The sequence below is a fragment of the Campylobacter sp. BCW_6877 genome, from assembly GCF_001762445.1.
GTDB lineage: Bacteria > Campylobacterota > Campylobacteria > Campylobacterales > Campylobacteraceae > Campylobacter_D > Campylobacter_D jejuni.
Genome location: NZ_MJWW01000059.1, coordinates 329,774 through 341,665, shown reverse-complemented (window position 1 = coordinate 341,665; position 11,892 = coordinate 329,774). Strand labels below are relative to the sequence as shown.

Sequence of the window (11,892 nt, the reverse complement as noted above, 5' to 3'; positions counted from 1 at the left end):
GAGTTAGCATAGAAAGGAGATAAAAGTTTAAGTAGGTTAAAGTTTACACCCCGCTTTTGCGGGACAAGACTAATAAGCCTTGACAATAATTATACATAAGAGTATAATTATAACGATTATTTGGTGATATGTAATCATAAAAATCACCCACTTTCACGGGTAAAATTTAGCCATAGGGGGTCAGACCTACGGCTAACCCTTAAGGGTATTATACAAAAACCTTACTTAAACTTCTAAAACAAATATGATAAATCTTTTATTTGGAAATGCAAAGCTTTATATTGCTTTAGTACTTATGACAATTTTAGCAGGATATTTTTATCTAAGACTTGATAGCACAAAGGCAAAATTAGAAAAAAGTCAAAGTGATTTAGTTTTGGCTTTAAAAATAAATGAAAATAATCAAGAAAAATTAAAAGAATTAAATCAAATTCACAAAACAGAATTAAATGCTTTAAATGAAGCAAATAAGGAAAAAAATAAAGTACAAGAAAGGGTTCAATATGTTAAAAAGTATATTTACACTAGCAATGAAAATAATATTACCATGCTTTTTAATGATGTCGTTGATAGGTTGTGGGATACAAACTCAACAAGTAGTAACCAAAATCGAAATTCAAAAAGTAAAAATTCCGCAAGAGTTATTAACACTAAGTCCCCTTGAAAAGCCAAAGGCAAAAAATGAACTTGATATTTTAAATGCTTATTCTATGCTTTTTTACAAATACAAACAGTGTGAGATACAAATTAATAAGATTAAGGAGTTAAATAGGGAATAAGACAAACGGAAACCCCAGTTTGCTTTTTAGTAGCGATTGGGGATTTGGCTTTTTAATACCAACGAAGATCATCTTGAATATATTTTTCCCAAACATTATACATTTTTAAGGTATGATACATAGTTCCATTAGAAACTTTAAAATATTTACATAAAGCACTTTTTATAAACATTGTTTGTTGTTCTTTCGCTCTAATATCGGCTTTAATTTCTGATTTTTTTCTATTATCATTTGTAACATCTATTATTACATATTCATTGTCGTTAATCTCTATTTATAAGTTATTTTTATCGCGTTGTTTCTCCACCTTATAAGCTATCCTCTACTCATATCAAAATTTTCAAAAAAATCATTTAAATAAAAACGAAAAGCATTCATTAGATCATAAGTTTGGTTTTTTAACTTATCATCTTGCGTATTTTTTTGAATATAAGATAAAAGCCCATATCTTTTAAATTTTTTAATATAAATATAAGTAGCTATTTTTTTATAAAGATCAAAAATTTTAAGTTGCTTGATTTCTATGTGTTTTTCAGAAATTTGATTTTTTAAATTTTCTTTTACAAAAAGCTTTATTTCTTTGCTGAAATTTTGTAAATCCATTTTTAAAACATCCTGTAAGAAATTATTAGAAATATTTATTTTTTTCAATTCTTCAAGCACACTTTTATCATAGATTAAACTCAGTTTAATGACAAAACCTAAAGTAAGGTTTTTTATTTCTTCATCTTTTAAAAAGTTTTTATAAATTTCTATGTAAATACTACGAATTTGTAAAACTAAATCTTTTTGACTGTCTAAATTTAACACACAATTGATTTTAAAAATTAAATCTTTTAGCTTTTTCTCATTTTTTTCTTCATATGCTTTAATGCTTTGAATTCCTAAATCTTTTAAATTATTTTCATCAAATAAACTTAACTGCATTTTATCTCCTTAAAAAATCATATCATAGAAGACATTTTCGCTAATGATTTTTAAATCTTGTCCTTTTAAAATCAATTCTCTAGCTCGTTTTAGCTTATTGCTAACCCCACCTTTTGCCATAGTGCGATAATCATTATCTCCAAGAATTAATATATTGGTTTTTTTAGTAACGCTATCTTGATTTATACCACCTAAATCCGCAATGATTTGCATCGCTTGTGATCTTGTAAATCGCCCAAGTATACCAGTGATTACACAATTTTGATTATAAAGTGGATGTGAAATATCAAATTCTTGTATTTTAGCTTGTATATCTTTAGCTTTAGTTTGGGTTTGCCTAATTTGTGTTTTCAATCCATTATTAACAAGAACATCATTTTTGATAAGTGAGTTATCAAAAGCTGTCTTTTTTAACTCCATAAGACACAAATGTGTTAATTCGCAGTCTTTCTCCCCACGATGAGCATTTTCATAACAAATGTTATATTGATTACACAAATCTTTTAAGCGATGATGTGCTAACTCTTGATTAATAAGTTTTGATAAGCGCATAGTATCAACAAAATCAAAGCTAAAGGGCTTGTTTAAATAGCACATAAAATTATCATATAAAAAATTAACGTCAAAATGTGCATTGTGAGCGACTAAAATATCACCACTTTTTAAAAAATCATCAAATTCTTTTAATGTTTGAGATATATCATTGCAATTTTTAATCATGTCTTCGTTAATGCCTGTTAATTCTGTGATAAAACTAGGTAAAAAAGAAACTTTGATAAGTTTTGAAAACTCAGCTATTTTTTCATTGTTTTCATAACGCAAGGCAACAATTTCTAAAATTTCATCACATTTTGGATCAAATCCTGTAGTTTCCAAATCAATAACTACATAAGATTTTGGGAAATAGATTAAACTTTGTCCTTTAAACTCTCTACTTGGCTTTTTAACTTTAATAGGATTTCCATAGATATCAATGTCATAATTTTCCATTTCACACTCTTTGGATTTGATTGCCATTGCCGTTAATAATGATATTTTGGCTTCCATCAACATTAATTTTAACTTCTATGGAAACTCCATTATTTAGAGCTTGTATAAAATTCTTATCATTAAAAATTCTTACTATTCCACTGGCTACGCCATCGCTTATCCTAGAAACTTCTTCGCGTCGTATAGCTTCGTACACCTCTCTTTCTTTTCTACTTTTTTCTCTTATGGATAAAATTCATAAAACGATTATTGCGATTCCTATTAAAACAAAACCGCCAAACGAATTAAAAAATTCGATCAAAGTATTTATAATTTCCATTTTTTACTCCTCTATTATTTTTTTTAAATTTTCTAATTTATTGATAAATTGATCTAGTAAAGCTTCGTTGCCATATTTTTCATACAAGGCTAAAAATTCTTGAAATTTATCATTATATTTACTGTTTTTTTGAAAATTTACAACATTATCTTTTCCTTGCACTATGACATTTTCATTTCCTTTTGTATTAATATTTCCGTTAATTATAGTATCGATATTGACGCCTAATTTTTCTGAAAATTCTTTAATTCTTTTGAATGGAATTTCTCCCCTTGTAGCCCAAGTATTAAAAGTAGCGTAATTTATATTAAGCACATCGCTTAGTTCTTTTATAGTATCTACATGAGCAATTTTTTTCAATATTTTAATAATTTCTTCATAATCCATAATTAATACCTTAAAATATAATTTGACTTTATAAATTAAATCAAATTGAATTAATTTATAAGAATTTTTAAGTCAATTTTTGTATTTTGACTTGACAAATAATTCAAAATGAATTATAATTCTACACATAATTAATTTTATAATACAAAATAATTATTTAATCAAAGCATAAAGTATGCCAAGTTTTAACTTAGAAAGTTTTTAGGAGCAAAAAATGATAGCAAGATCAATTTTAGATGTTTTAAGTTTTAGAAAAAGTGAAGAAAAGGAAGAGCTTAGAAAGTGTTTTAATTTTAGCGATGAGGTGTTTGAGAAAGCGCTGAATTTTTTACATGAAAATGATGAGATAAGCATAGAAGCTGTGTGTGATGGACTTTTTGAAAAAACTATTATTAGCATAAAGGTTTCAAAATGAAAAAAGCGATAAAGCAAAAATTAGGTGTTAGTAGCATAACAGAAGCAGGGTTAAAACTAAATTTAGCTCACAATGTCTTAAATAGTTGGCTTTCAAATAATCTTACAAATGCAAAGGTTGAAATAGCCCTTTTAAAACTGGGTTTAAGAGAGGATGAAAGACTAATAAAACGCATAGAAAAGCTAAAAAGCGAGTATAAAAAGAACGAAATCCGTAAGCAAGCCTATGAAAAATCTATGAAAGAAATTAAAGTTTTATTAGAAGAGATTGAGGCGGCTTAAAAGCCTCATTAAGCACATTTATCTAAGCACTTTAAAATCGCATTTTTTAAAGTGATAGCAAAAAGTGTGCTTAAAGGGTTTTTGCAAAAGTTGCGTTAAGTGGATAAACGCCTACAATTGCGAACTTTAAAGGTTTGATATTTTTTAGATTGCTTCACTAGCCTTTTATGGCTAGTGTGTTCTTACATTCATTACACTCACGGGCGACGGCGTGGAAAGTGGGCTTTTTTAAAGCTTTGTTAATTTACCAAAATACCAAAAGTCTTTTAGACTTTGAATGCAGGTCCTATGTTTTGGTTAGTGTTTAAATGAGGACTAATGAGAATTCTTTTAAAGTCCTCAAATTTATTTATTTCTTCTTAAATTAAGCCATCTTTTAAGATGGCTCTTAAGTCTTCATTTAAACACTAAAAAATTTTAAGGAGAATAAATGAATTTAGAACTTTTTAAAAAAGATGAAAACAAAGAAATAAGCTTAACTTCTTTGGAAATAGCAGAGCTTACAGGCAAGGAGCATTTTCATGTTATAAGAGATATAGAAACTTACTTAGAAAAAGTGGTTGAAGGGGGTGTCTCCAAATTTGGAGACACCTACCAAAACACACAAAATAAGCAATCTTACAAGTATTATCGCTTACCAAAAAGAGAAGTATTGATTTTAGTGAGTGGATATAGTGTTGAGCTAAGAGCAAAGATAATTGATAGATTAGAATACTTAGAAAATGAGCTTAAAAAACAAAGTTATAAACCGCTTTCATTAAAAGAAAGTTTGCAAATGCAATTAGAGCTTTTAGAAAAAAATGAAAAACTTCAAGTAGAAAATCAAAGCCTAAAAAACGAAGCCGAACAAAATGCACCTTTAATTCATTTTGCAAATCGCATTCAAAACACAAATGATGCTATTTTGATAAGAGATTACGCAAAAATCTTACACGAAAAAAATAATCTTGAAATTGGCGAGAAAAGACTTTTTAAGATCTTGCGTGAAAAAGGATTTTTAATGAGCGATAACAAACCTTATCAAAAATACATCGAACAAGGACTTTTTAAGGTAAGTGAAACGACTGTTAGCACCATCAACGGCGATAGACTTGTAAGCACGACAAAAATAACAGGTAAAGGGCAAATAGCCATTTTAAAAGCGATTTTGAAAGCAAGTTGATAGAGAATTTAAAAGTGACAAAGAATGGCAAGAAGTTGAAAGAAGTACAAAAGGATAAAAAGAATGAAATTAGGAGACTTTAGTTTTAGACTTTGGAACAGTCGAGAAAAACATTATATAACAAATAATCTATGTCTCGTTGAGTTTAATCATAATCCTGGAGAAATAAAGGCTGGATTATTACTTGGTGAATATGGAAATTATGATTTTATTGAAAATTATGATGATGAAATTGAAATCGAGCTATGGACTGGTTATTGTGATAAAAATGGCAAAAAGATTTATGAAGGGGATATTGTTAAAACTAAAAGTCCATACGATTGCTTTTTGGCAAAAGTTAGCATTCATAAAGAAGGGACTTTTTATCTTGAGAGTAAAAGTAGAGATTACATAGGCTCTTTAATTTATTTAGTTAAAGATGAAGGATATGATACCGAAATATTAGGCAATATCCACGAAAATGCGGAATTATTAAATGAAAATAAACCATCTTGATTTATTTAGTGGCATAGGTGGTTTTGCTTTTTGAACTAATAAAATAAGGTTTAAATATGGATAAGAATTTAAAAAAAATTACAGAATTAAAAATAAAATGTAAAAATTGCGATACAAAAATCATTACAAAAATAGGTAATGTTATTAAAACTTGTCCGCAATGTGGAATAAAGTTTATAGATGAAAATTTAGGATATAATCCCTTTGAAATTTTAACTGAATTGTTCAAAAGTGTTAGCAAAAATAAAAATGCAGAATTTTATTTTGTTTGTAAAAAGGAATGTGATGGAACAAGAAATCGCCAAGATAAAAAAGTTTAAACTAGAGTGCAAAAATTGTGAAACGCAAATCATTATAGATACTCACAATAGTATTAAAAATTGTCCTGTGTGTGGATTGAAATTTTATGACAATTTAGAAAGTCCTTTTGAAAATTTACACGAACAAATTCTTTTAATCAATAAAAATAAGAATGTAAAAGTTTATTTTGTTTGTGAGGAAAAAGAAAAGAGGTAATATAATGCAAAGCAATATAGAAAAATTTGATTTTTATAGCGCAAAAGTATTAGCTATCTTGCTTGATAATTTTCCTATAAAAAAAGATATTTACATTTTAAAAGACATTATCAAGGATAGCGATGCAACCAAAGAAGATGTAAAATTTGTCTATGAAACGATTATAGCATTAAGAGATTTTGGTTTTATTAGTTTTAATGAAGAGGTAAAAACTTTAGGGTTTGAGTGTTTTTTTGGTGTAAGATTAACTCTTAAATCTTTAGAAATTTTAAAATCAATCCCAAAAACATTACAAAATAATAAAACTTTAGGTGATAAACTTAGAGATAGTATAAAATTAGCAGATGAAGAAGCTATAAAACAAAGTATAAGCTTAGCTTTTTCTTTGGCTAATAAGTTTTTCTAATCAAGGGGTAAAAATGACAGCACAAGAAATTAAGGATTTTTGCAAGGAAAGAAATTTAACTTATAAAGAGTTAGCAAAGTATTTAGGATTAAGCGAGGGCGGTTTAACAAATGCAATAGCTAATGATAAAATTACTGCAAGTATAGAACATAGCTTTAAAATGTATCAACGCATTTTAGAACTTGAAAATGATTTAAAAGACTTTGAAGAATTAAAAAATCTACTAGAAAAAATACTTAAAAAATAGTCCTTAAAATTAAGGGCTACACTAAAATTACTTTTTTTGATACATTTCAACATATTTTATTAGTTTATTTAGAGAAATTATTAATATTATATTGTTTTATCTATTGACAAATATAATATTTTATTATATAATTATCATATCAAAACTAATAAAATGTTAGTTTTGAAATAAAAGAAAGGAGTAAAAGATGAACGCTAGTGATGTGCTCGAGTTAATCACTGCTTTAATCTGCTTGATAACAGCCATTATCAACGCAAGAAAGCATTAAGGCAAAGGGCGAAAGCCCTTATCATCTTTTACCTTTTCTATTATATCAAAAAAGGAGTTAAAAATGATTTTAGAAATTATAGTTTTAGTATTAGCGACTTTATTATGTGTTTTATCGGCAAAAGTTTATAGGCTTGAAAAAGAACTTAAGGAGCTTAAAAAATGAGTAACAAACCATACCTAGAAAACGAAATAAAAGCTTTAAAATGATAGTTAAAACTTAAGTATGTTTTGGTAGAATTTGTTTTTTGAGAAAGGTTTTAAATGACAGCACAGGAAATTAAGGAATTTTGCAAGGAAAATAATTTTACTTATAAAGATTTAGCACAAAAATTAGGCTGGAGTGAGCCGAGTTTAAGGGCTACTATTGCAAGTGGAAAGATTAGCGAGCAAACTTCCGCTGCTATAAATTTATTAAAAGAAACTATAGAACTTAAAAAACAACTTAAAGATTGGGAAACGATTAAAACTATTTTCAAGAATATTTAATTGTTAAATAACTTAACAAAAATTCTACCAAAACACAAAAATAATTATCAATTTTAAGCATCAATTAATAAGATACTTTGTATAATTTAATTATAAATGTTAAGAAAATTAGCATTTATAAATATATAAAGAAAGGAGTAAGCATAATGCAAAGGTTAGATTTTTTAATCAAAGTCGCAATACTTGTTTATCTAATCTCAAAAATAATCCAAACTTGGATTTAACTAAGGGGCTTTTGCCCCACCTTTAACATTATGCCTACTCTTATTTTAGCATAAGGAGTTTAAAATGAGTGAAATTTTAGAAGTTTTGCAGGTGGTTTTACTTGCTTATATAGCATTGATGATTAGTAAAGGAAATAAAAATGAGTAACAAACCATACCTAGAAAACGAAATAATCACATAGTTATTAAAGTTTTAAGTGATTTTTAGTAGAATTTGTTTTTTAAAAAAAGGATGATTAATGGCAAAAAATGATGAAAATCTTATCAGAAAAACCTGCAAGGAGTTAGGATTAACTTATAAACAACTTGGGGAAAAGATCGGATATAGCGAAGCCACTTTAAATAAAAATGCTTCTACTGGTGAAATAAGCAAAACAATAGAAGTAGCCATTAATTTATATTTAGAGACCTTAGAGCTTAAGAAACAGCTTAAGCAATTTAATCTATTGAAAGAGATTATAAAGGATATTTCTAAATAATCACTTCTTTAATAAATAAATTTTCTACTAAAAACTTATAAAATATATAAAAATATATTGACTTTATTTCTTAAATAAGTTATAATTTATTATTAAAACATATTTGAGAAGCTTATCAAGTATCTATAAACCAAAAAAGGAAGTTAAATGCAACATCTAGAAAACGAAATAAAAGCTTTGAAATATCAGCTTTTAATCGAAAAACAAAAGCACAAAAAGACTAAAGAAAAGGTTTTTAAGCTTAAAAATATACAAGGGGAAAAATACGAGAAACTAAAAGCAGAATTTGCCAAAAATCAGCTTTTTGTATTTAGAGATGATGAGCTTTTTCTTTGGGTGGAAAGTTTAATGCGAGAACTTAAAACTAAAATTTTAAGCGCTAATGATGAGCTAAGTAAAAAAGCTTGCGATATATTAGTATTTAAATTAGAAAAACGAAGAAAAAATTTCAACTATTAAATAAATCACCAGTTTAACAGTGTTTAGGACATTTTAATAAACCCTGAACACTCATTTAATGTCTAAAAAAAGGAAAAAATGAGTTTTAAACCCATACAAAAAGATAATGATGCTTTTAAAAAAGCACAAAGAGCAAAGGTAATAGAAAGTTTAGCAATGCGTGGCTATGCACTTGTAAAGATAAGTAGCAATGGCTTTTTAATGAAAAAAGGTTTTGAAAAGGATATTTTATGCAAACAAATCATAGCACAGGATACGACAGCTTCCGTTTCGTTATCAATAAAAAAACCTTTTACAAATACCTTAAAAGATGGGGGCTTTTTGAAAAAATGCGAAGCACAACAAGAAACAAAAGCATTGATGAATTTGCAAAAGACAAATTCAAAGGCATAAAAACCAATGATAAATTTTATCCTTTTAAAATGCGTTATATCAATATAAAACCTAGAAATAAAAGCCTTTCAAATACTATCATTATATTAGATAATTCTAAGGCTTGCTTTGAGCTTTCTAAAAAGAATAAAAAAGCAAAAGATTACTACATAGAGGTGCAATTTAATGGGCTTTATCAGCCTAGTAAACAAATAGAAGCTGAAGTGTGGAAAATTTTAAGCAAAATGATAAAAAGGTTTAAAGCTTATAGTGTGGATATTGCCTGTGATTTTGATGATGAACTAGCAGTATCTAAACCAAGAGAATTTAAACACCAAGAAAGGTTTAGTAAACTTAAAATCTTTGGCGATTTTCATACTTATAAAACAAGTATGTATATCAACAATCCTCAAAGTAAATACTATAAATTAGAACGCATTTTACTTTATGATAAATACGAAAAACAAAAGCACTATCACAAAGAAAACATTAAAAGGGAATTTGTGCGATGGAAAAGATTAGAGCTTACATTGAAGATAAAGGATAAGTTCTTAGATAGAATAGAAAATGATATCAATGATGCATTAGATCTTATGCAAGATTATTTAAGAATGATAGGAATTTGGCATTTTAATATGAGAGTGATACTTGAGCAAACAAAGTATTTAAACAATCCACGTTGGGCTAAGATATTTAAGCCTTACGCTTTGGCAAGTTAGGAGAGAATATGAAAGTAAATTTTATTTTTAAAGGGACAATAAAATGTTCAAAATGCAACTTAGAATTTGTGCCAAATTCTAAATTTTTTAAAGGTCTTGATGAAATTATAGGCGATGTAAAAAGCGTGAGTTTAGATGGCTTTTGTCCTGAATGTGATAATAAATTAAAAACTAGCTTTAAAGTAGAAAAGATCACAAGAGAATTTAATAAAACTTATACAATGAGGTGTTAAATGAATATTACAAGAGAATTAGAAGCTTACGATTTAGCAAAACTTGTTTTAAATAATGATCTTAAATACTTTTTTAAAGATGCAAAGATTGTAGGGGAAAATAAAGAAAGAAGACTTTGTTTTTATTTTTCAGATTCTTTTGTTTTAGCTTTATTTGAAAAAGAAAAAGAAAACATTTTACAAAGACTAAGAGAAGAATACAAAAAGAAATTAGAGTTTTACAAACGAATTGATTTGGTGTTTTATTCTATTGCAGCAAAAGGAATAAATGAGCTAAAAGCAAGAAGTAAAGAAGAACAAGAAGTTTTAGAACGCGGACTTTTAAAACTTGAAAATATAATTAAAAGGATAAAAAATGAAAAAAAATACTAATCAGCAATTAGAGCAGTTAAAGGAATTAAATCAAGGTGAGTTAAACCAAGAGATAGAAGTTTTAACCAAAAGAGCTTTAGCAATTCATAGATCTATACAAAGAGTTAAAGATGAAAGAAGCATATTAAATCAGAATATCAAAGACTATCAGAGCGAATTTAATGAAATAATGGAAAAAATAGCCTTTTTAAAAGAGCCTAATTTATTTAATCAAAAAGGAAGTGATGATGTTTCACCCACAGCTTTATAACGACCACTTTCAAAATTTTAAAAGATATAATATACCAAAAGCACAGCTTGTAATAGCTGATATTCCTTATAATTTAGGCAACAATGCTTATGCTTCATCTCCTGAATGGTATATAAATGGGGATAATAAAAATGGAGAAAGCAAAAAAGCAAACAAGGCATTTTTTGACACAGATAATGATTTTAGAGTTAGCGAATTTATGCACTTTTGCTCAAAAATGCTTATAAAAGAACCTAAAGAATGCGGTAAAAGTCCTTGCATGATTGTTTTTTGCTCTTTTGAACAACAAACAATGTTAATTGAAGTAGCTAAAAAATATGGCTTTAATCATTATATAAATTTGGTTTTTAGAAAACAAAGCTCATCTCAAGTTTTAAAAGCAAATATGAAAATAGTTGGAAATTGTGAATATGCTTTAATCTTATATCGTGAAAAACTTCCAAAATTTAATAATGATGGCAAGATGATTTATAACTGCATGGATTGGCAAAAAGATGAAGGTATTCCTAAAGTACATCCCACACAAAAGCCTGTTAAATTACTAGAAAGATTAATCACTATTTTTACAGACGCAGGCGATGTTGTTATAGATCCATGTGCTGGAAGCGGAAGCACTCTTTTAGCAGCTACAAATTTAAACCGCAAAGCTTATGGCTTTGAGATTAAAAAAGACTTTTTTAAAAGTGCTAATGAAATTATGTTTAAACATATAGAAAGAAGTCTATTTGCTTAAGTTAGAAAGGATAAAAAATGAAAGAATTCAAAGAATACATAAAAGCTAAAATAGCATTAGAAAAAGAGCTAGAAAATACGCAAGAAATGTTAAAGCAAACGATAAAAGAAATGTTGCTTTTAAGAAACGACAATGCTTTTAATCAAAATGCAAACGATGAGATGTTAAAAGCTATTAATAAAAATTGGAAAATAACAGCTTCGCTTGAGAGTTTAAGTGATACATTAGAAATTAAAGTGCTAGAACAAAGCACGAGCTATAATCGCTTTTGTTTTGGTGATGTTTTGATTTTAATCAGCAATTTTTTAAGCTATGAAGAGCAAAAAGCAATTATTGCAAAATTAGGCTTTGATTTAGAGAAAGGAGTATGA

At 27.3% G+C, this 11,892-nt stretch carries 24 protein-coding genes; 20 read left to right on the top strand and 4 right to left on the bottom strand.

All coding sequences use genetic code 11. The features are described from left to right. Positions 1–244: 244 nt before the first annotated feature. Together AJ936_RS09035 and AJ936_RS10055 are read left to right on the top strand one after the other, a co-directional pair. Positions 245–664, top strand: coding sequence for a hypothetical protein (locus AJ936_RS09035; RefSeq protein WP_044779942.1), 420 nt, complete (start codon positions 245–247; stop codon positions 662–664). Next, the gene (locus AJ936_RS10055) at positions 582–779 is read left to right on the top strand and encodes a hypothetical protein (protein ID WP_079860802.1); all 198 of its coding nucleotides are present in this window, start codon (positions 582–584) and stop codon (positions 777–779) included. Before AJ936_RS09035 ends, AJ936_RS10055 begins: the two co-directional genes overlap by 83 nt. A 315-nt stretch (positions 780–1,094) precedes the next feature. On the opposite strand, the gene AJ936_RS09030 is transcribed toward AJ936_RS10055, so the two are convergent. The 4 genes from AJ936_RS09030 to AJ936_RS09015 all read right to left on the bottom strand — a co-directional run bounded on the left by AJ936_RS09030 (position 1,095) and on the right by AJ936_RS09015 (position 3,402). Continuing rightward, positions 1,095–1,706 (bottom strand): hypothetical protein, encoded by a 612-nt coding sequence (locus tag AJ936_RS09030; RefSeq protein ID WP_070274424.1) that lies wholly within the window; start codon positions 1,704–1,706, stop codon positions 1,095–1,097. A 9-nt stretch (positions 1,707–1,715) separates the two neighbouring features. Continuing rightward, positions 1,716–2,696 carry an exonuclease domain-containing protein gene (locus AJ936_RS09025; RefSeq protein ID WP_070274422.1) on the bottom strand — a complete coding sequence of 327 codons (981 nt, stop codon included), beginning with the start codon at positions 2,694–2,696 and terminating at the stop codon, positions 1,716–1,718. A gap of 1 nt (position 2,697) precedes the next feature. Next, a complete protein-coding gene (locus tag AJ936_RS10415) occupies positions 2,698–2,892 on the bottom strand; it encodes a hypothetical protein (protein ID WP_180365775.1) in 195 nt (64 codons plus the stop codon). A gap of 126 nt (positions 2,893–3,018) precedes the next feature. Further along, complete coding sequence (locus AJ936_RS09015; RefSeq protein WP_060786370.1) at positions 3,019–3,402, bottom strand: helix-turn-helix domain-containing protein; 384 nt, start codon at positions 3,400–3,402, stop codon at positions 3,019–3,021. 214 nt (positions 3,403–3,616) lie between these two features. On the opposite strand from AJ936_RS09015, the gene AJ936_RS09010 reads away from it, so the two are divergent. The 18 genes from AJ936_RS09010 to AJ936_RS08925 all read left to right on the top strand — a co-directional run bounded on the left by AJ936_RS09010 (position 3,617) and on the right by AJ936_RS08925 (position 11,892). Continuing rightward, positions 3,617–3,817 (top strand): hypothetical protein, encoded by a 201-nt coding sequence (locus tag AJ936_RS09010; RefSeq protein ID WP_070274420.1) that lies wholly within the window; start codon positions 3,617–3,619, stop codon positions 3,815–3,817. Then, positions 3,814–4,098 (top strand): hypothetical protein, encoded by a 285-nt coding sequence (locus tag AJ936_RS09005; protein ID WP_070274418.1) that lies wholly within the window; start codon positions 3,814–3,816, stop codon positions 4,096–4,098. The genes AJ936_RS09010 and AJ936_RS09005 overlap by 4 nt, the downstream gene beginning before the upstream one ends. 430 nt (positions 4,099–4,528) lie before the next feature. Beyond that, entirely contained in the window at positions 4,529–5,260 is a 732-nt protein-coding gene (locus AJ936_RS09000; RefSeq protein WP_044601013.1) for a phage regulatory protein/antirepressor Ant, read from the top strand. 63 nt (positions 5,261–5,323) lie between these two features. Beyond that, positions 5,324–5,755 carry a YopX family protein gene (locus AJ936_RS08995; RefSeq protein ID WP_070274416.1) on the top strand — a complete coding sequence of 144 codons (432 nt, stop codon included), beginning with the start codon at positions 5,324–5,326 and terminating at the stop codon, positions 5,753–5,755. Positions 5,756–5,811: 56 nt separating this feature from the next. Then, positions 5,812–6,075 carry a hypothetical protein gene (locus AJ936_RS08990; RefSeq protein ID WP_044779014.1) on the top strand — a complete coding sequence of 88 codons (264 nt, stop codon included), beginning with the start codon at positions 5,812–5,814 and terminating at the stop codon, positions 6,073–6,075. Then, on the top strand, positions 6,041–6,271 hold the full coding sequence (locus AJ936_RS08985; protein WP_002787283.1) for a hypothetical protein: 231 nt from the start codon (positions 6,041–6,043) through the stop codon (positions 6,269–6,271). Before AJ936_RS08990 ends, AJ936_RS08985 begins: the two co-directional genes overlap by 35 nt. A 4-nt stretch (positions 6,272–6,275) precedes the next feature. Next, the gene (locus AJ936_RS08980; protein ID WP_044261584.1) at positions 6,276–6,677 is read left to right on the top strand and encodes a hypothetical protein; all 402 of its coding nucleotides are present in this window, start codon (positions 6,276–6,278) and stop codon (positions 6,675–6,677) included. Positions 6,678–6,690: 13 nt separating this feature from the next. Continuing rightward, positions 6,691–6,924 (top strand): helix-turn-helix transcriptional regulator, encoded by a 234-nt coding sequence (locus AJ936_RS08975; protein WP_070210185.1) that lies wholly within the window; start codon positions 6,691–6,693, stop codon positions 6,922–6,924. A gap of 531 nt (positions 6,925–7,455) precedes the next feature. Beyond that, a complete protein-coding gene (locus tag AJ936_RS08970; RefSeq protein WP_044261582.1) occupies positions 7,456–7,680 on the top strand; it encodes a hypothetical protein in 225 nt (74 codons plus the stop codon). Between the two features lie 463 nt (positions 7,681–8,143). Next, on the top strand, positions 8,144–8,383 hold the full coding sequence (locus tag AJ936_RS08965) for a helix-turn-helix transcriptional regulator (protein WP_052776566.1): 240 nt from the start codon (positions 8,144–8,146) through the stop codon (positions 8,381–8,383). A 147-nt stretch (positions 8,384–8,530) separates the two neighbouring features. Continuing rightward, positions 8,531–8,842, top strand: a complete 312-nt coding sequence (locus AJ936_RS08960) for a hypothetical protein (protein ID WP_057041301.1) — start codon at positions 8,531–8,533, stop codon at positions 8,840–8,842. 78 nt (positions 8,843–8,920) lie between these two features. After that, positions 8,921–9,235 carry a hypothetical protein gene (locus AJ936_RS08955; protein WP_044261580.1) on the top strand — a complete coding sequence of 105 codons (315 nt, stop codon included), beginning with the start codon at positions 8,921–8,923 and terminating at the stop codon, positions 9,233–9,235. Then, positions 9,172–9,933, top strand: a complete 762-nt coding sequence (locus tag AJ936_RS08950; protein WP_070274414.1) for a hypothetical protein — start codon at positions 9,172–9,174, stop codon at positions 9,931–9,933. The genes AJ936_RS08955 and AJ936_RS08950 overlap by 64 nt, the downstream gene beginning before the upstream one ends. 8 nt (positions 9,934–9,941) lie before the next feature. Next, a complete protein-coding gene (locus AJ936_RS08945; protein WP_002787300.1) occupies positions 9,942–10,166 on the top strand; it encodes a hypothetical protein in 225 nt (74 codons plus the stop codon). Then, positions 10,167–10,538, top strand: a complete 372-nt coding sequence (locus AJ936_RS08940) for a hypothetical protein (RefSeq protein WP_002858334.1) — start codon at positions 10,167–10,169, stop codon at positions 10,536–10,538. Continuing rightward, complete coding sequence (locus AJ936_RS08935; RefSeq protein ID WP_002787304.1) at positions 10,522–10,788, top strand: hypothetical protein; 267 nt, start codon at positions 10,522–10,524, stop codon at positions 10,786–10,788. The genes AJ936_RS08940 and AJ936_RS08935 overlap by 17 nt, the downstream gene beginning before the upstream one ends. Beyond that, the gene (locus AJ936_RS08930) at positions 10,766–11,521 is read left to right on the top strand and encodes a site-specific DNA-methyltransferase (protein WP_002787306.1); all 756 of its coding nucleotides are present in this window, start codon (positions 10,766–10,768) and stop codon (positions 11,519–11,521) included. The genes AJ936_RS08935 and AJ936_RS08930 overlap by 23 nt, the downstream gene beginning before the upstream one ends. Positions 11,522–11,538: 17 nt before the next feature. Continuing rightward, positions 11,539–11,892 (top strand): hypothetical protein, encoded by a 354-nt coding sequence (locus tag AJ936_RS08925; protein ID WP_002787307.1) that lies wholly within the window; start codon positions 11,539–11,541, stop codon positions 11,890–11,892.

What these genes read in the sequence shown, in the direction of transcription:
- AJ936_RS08975 (WP_070210185.1), top strand. Translation starts at nt 6,691, where the DNA reads ATGACAGCACAAGAAATTAAGGATTTTTGCAAGGAAAGAAATTTAACT.
- AJ936_RS08960 (WP_057041301.1), top strand. Translation starts at nt 8,531, where the DNA reads ATGCAACATCTAGAAAACGAAATAAAAGCTTTGAAATATCAGCTTTTA.
- AJ936_RS09005 (WP_070274418.1), top strand. Translation starts at nt 3,814, where the DNA reads ATGAAAAAAGCGATAAAGCAAAAATTAGGTGTTAGTAGCATAACAGAA.
- AJ936_RS09030 (WP_070274424.1), bottom strand. Translation starts at nt 1,706, where the DNA reads ATGCAGTTAAGTTTATTTGATGAAAATAATTTAAAAGATTTAGGAATT.
- AJ936_RS08950 (WP_070274414.1), top strand. Translation starts at nt 9,172, where the DNA reads ATGCGAAGCACAACAAGAAACAAAAGCATTGATGAATTTGCAAAAGAC.
- AJ936_RS08925 (WP_002787307.1), top strand. Translation starts at nt 11,539, where the DNA reads ATGAAAGAATTCAAAGAATACATAAAAGCTAAAATAGCATTAGAAAAA.
- AJ936_RS09025 (WP_070274422.1), bottom strand. Translation starts at nt 2,696, where the DNA reads ATGGAAAATTATGACATTGATATCTATGGAAATCCTATTAAAGTTAAA.
- AJ936_RS08990 (WP_044779014.1), top strand. Translation starts at nt 5,812, where the DNA reads ATGGATAAGAATTTAAAAAAAATTACAGAATTAAAAATAAAATGTAAA.
- AJ936_RS08945 (WP_002787300.1), top strand. Translation starts at nt 9,942, where the DNA reads ATGAAAGTAAATTTTATTTTTAAAGGGACAATAAAATGTTCAAAATGC.
- AJ936_RS09035 (WP_044779942.1), top strand. Translation starts at nt 245, where the DNA reads ATGATAAATCTTTTATTTGGAAATGCAAAGCTTTATATTGCTTTAGTA.
- AJ936_RS08970 (WP_044261582.1), top strand. Translation starts at nt 7,456, where the DNA reads ATGACAGCACAGGAAATTAAGGAATTTTGCAAGGAAAATAATTTTACT.
- AJ936_RS09000 (WP_044601013.1), top strand. Translation starts at nt 4,529, where the DNA reads ATGAATTTAGAACTTTTTAAAAAAGATGAAAACAAAGAAATAAGCTTA.
- AJ936_RS08985 (WP_002787283.1), top strand. Translation starts at nt 6,041, where the DNA reads ATGGAACAAGAAATCGCCAAGATAAAAAAGTTTAAACTAGAGTGCAAA.
- AJ936_RS08940 (WP_002858334.1), top strand. Translation starts at nt 10,167, where the DNA reads ATGAATATTACAAGAGAATTAGAAGCTTACGATTTAGCAAAACTTGTT.
- AJ936_RS08930 (WP_002787306.1), top strand. Translation starts at nt 10,766, where the DNA reads ATGTTTCACCCACAGCTTTATAACGACCACTTTCAAAATTTTAAAAGA.
- AJ936_RS08995 (WP_070274416.1), top strand. Translation starts at nt 5,324, where the DNA reads ATGAAATTAGGAGACTTTAGTTTTAGACTTTGGAACAGTCGAGAAAAA.
- AJ936_RS09015 (WP_060786370.1), bottom strand. Translation starts at nt 3,402, where the DNA reads ATGGATTATGAAGAAATTATTAAAATATTGAAAAAAATTGCTCATGTA.
- AJ936_RS08965 (WP_052776566.1), top strand. Translation starts at nt 8,144, where the DNA reads ATGGCAAAAAATGATGAAAATCTTATCAGAAAAACCTGCAAGGAGTTA.
- AJ936_RS09010 (WP_070274420.1), top strand. Translation starts at nt 3,617, where the DNA reads ATGATAGCAAGATCAATTTTAGATGTTTTAAGTTTTAGAAAAAGTGAA.
- AJ936_RS08955 (WP_044261580.1), top strand. Translation starts at nt 8,921, where the DNA reads ATGAGTTTTAAACCCATACAAAAAGATAATGATGCTTTTAAAAAAGCA.
- AJ936_RS08935 (WP_002787304.1), top strand. Translation starts at nt 10,522, where the DNA reads ATGAAAAAAAATACTAATCAGCAATTAGAGCAGTTAAAGGAATTAAAT.
- AJ936_RS08980 (WP_044261584.1), top strand. Translation starts at nt 6,276, where the DNA reads ATGCAAAGCAATATAGAAAAATTTGATTTTTATAGCGCAAAAGTATTA.